This is a genomic window from Polynucleobacter sp. 35-46-11, assembly GCF_002281105.1.
Window position 1 is genome coordinate 1 of record NZ_NCFJ01000536.1, and the last position, 1,674, is coordinate 1,674.

General features: G+C 47.1%; 3 protein-coding genes. All 3 read left to right on the forward strand.

The annotated features are described in order from the left end of the window. The coding region (locus B7Y67_RS17310; RefSeq protein ID WP_293599692.1) for a phosphoribosylglycinamide synthetase C domain-containing protein at window positions 1–498 on the forward strand (498 nt) is incomplete at its 5' end. Window positions 499–563: 65 nt separating this feature from the next. After that, a complete protein-coding gene (hemF, locus tag B7Y67_RS17315; RefSeq protein ID WP_293599694.1) occupies window positions 564–1,475 on the forward strand; it encodes an oxygen-dependent coproporphyrinogen oxidase in 912 nt (303 codons plus the stop codon). Window position 1,476: 1 nt separating this feature from the next. Next, the coding region (locus tag B7Y67_RS17320; RefSeq protein WP_293599693.1) for a nicotinate-nicotinamide nucleotide adenylyltransferase at window positions 1,477–1,674 on the forward strand (198 nt) is incomplete at its 3' end.

The window sequence follows — 1,674 nt, forward strand, 5'->3', positions numbered from 1 at the left end:
ATGGAGTCTGATGGTATTCCTTACACCGGCTTTCTCTATGCAGGCCTGATGATTTCTACTGATGGCAAGATCAAGACATTGGAATTTAATTGCCGCATGGGTGACCCAGAAACACAACCCATCATGGCGCGCCTGCGCAGTGATTTAGTGAATGCCTTAGATCATGCAGTTGACGGAACTCTCAATGAAGTGGAATTAGACTGGGATCGCCGCACCGCATTGGGCGTAGTGCTCGCAGCCCATAACTATCCAGATACACCGCGCAACGGCGACCTTATCACTGGCATTCCAGCCGACACCGAAGACCAGCTGACCTTTCATGCTGGTACCAAGCTGCAAGATGGCAAGCTTCTCACTTCAGGTGGTCGAGTGATGTGCGTAGTGGGTCTATCAGATACTGTTCGTGGTGCTCAGCAAAAAGCGTATGAGGCCATTTCTAAAATTCAATTTGATGGCATGCAATATCGCAAAGATATTGGCTATCGCGCAGTGAAGTAATTTAATCCACTTATCCATCCCAATAGAGCGACCTTTAAATCTTGTCATCAGCTGAACATACTCAAATCAATATTGCAGAATTAAAAAATTACTTTTTAGGGCTGCAAGATCGAATCACGACTGCGATGAGTACGCTCGATGGCAAAGTATTTATGGTGGATGCCTGGGAAAAACCGGAAGATAGCAAATTAAAAGGTTATGGACGCACCTGTATTTTGGATGGCGGTAATATTCTAGAAAAAGGTGGCGTGGGCTTCTCACATGTCCGTGGCGACCAAATGCCACCATCTGCATCACACCATCGCCCAGAGGTTGCGGGGCGTAGCTTTGAAGCCATGGGCGTTTCACTGGTCTTTCATCCGAACAATCCTAAGGTACCGACCACCCATATGAATGTGCGCTGCTTTATTGCACAAGCTCCAGACAAAGAACCTGTTTGGTGGTTTGGTGGCGGCTTTGATCTCACGCCCTACTATGGCGTTGATGAAGATTGCAAACACTTCCATCAAACAGCTAAGGATGCTTTAGATCCATTTGGTGAGGAGCTCTACCCGCGATTTAAAAAATGGTGTGATGAATATTTTTACTTAAAACATCGTGAAGAGCCACGGGGTATTGGTGGTGTTTTTTTTGATGACTTTAATGAGCTTGGGTTTGAGAAGAGCTTTGCCATGACGCGCGCTGTTGGCGATGCTTTTATTGATGCTTACCTGCCGATTGTCGAGCGTCGCTATAAAGACAGCTTTACCGCCGAAGAAAAAGCGTTTCAAGAATACCGTCGCGGTCGTTATGTGGAATACAACTTGATATTTGATCGTGGCACTATTTTTGGTCTGCACTCTGGTGGACGTACAGAATCTATTTTGATGTCTATGCCACCGGTAGTGCAGTGGTGGTACAACTGGCAGCCAAAACCTGGCACACCAGAAGCCAAGCTCTACGACTACTACCTCAAGCCGCGTAACTGGCTGGCCTAAGTTGAGCTCAGCGCATTTGGATACCCCAAAAAAAATTGGTATTCTGGGTGGTACGTTTGACCCACCACACCTTGGCCACCTTAAACTGGCTACGCATTTTGCAAAGGTTTTGCATCTCGATGCCTTGTTGCTAGTCCCCAGCGGCGAACCTTGGCAAAAAGACTCTAACATCACGCCTGCTGAGTTACGTCTGAAACTG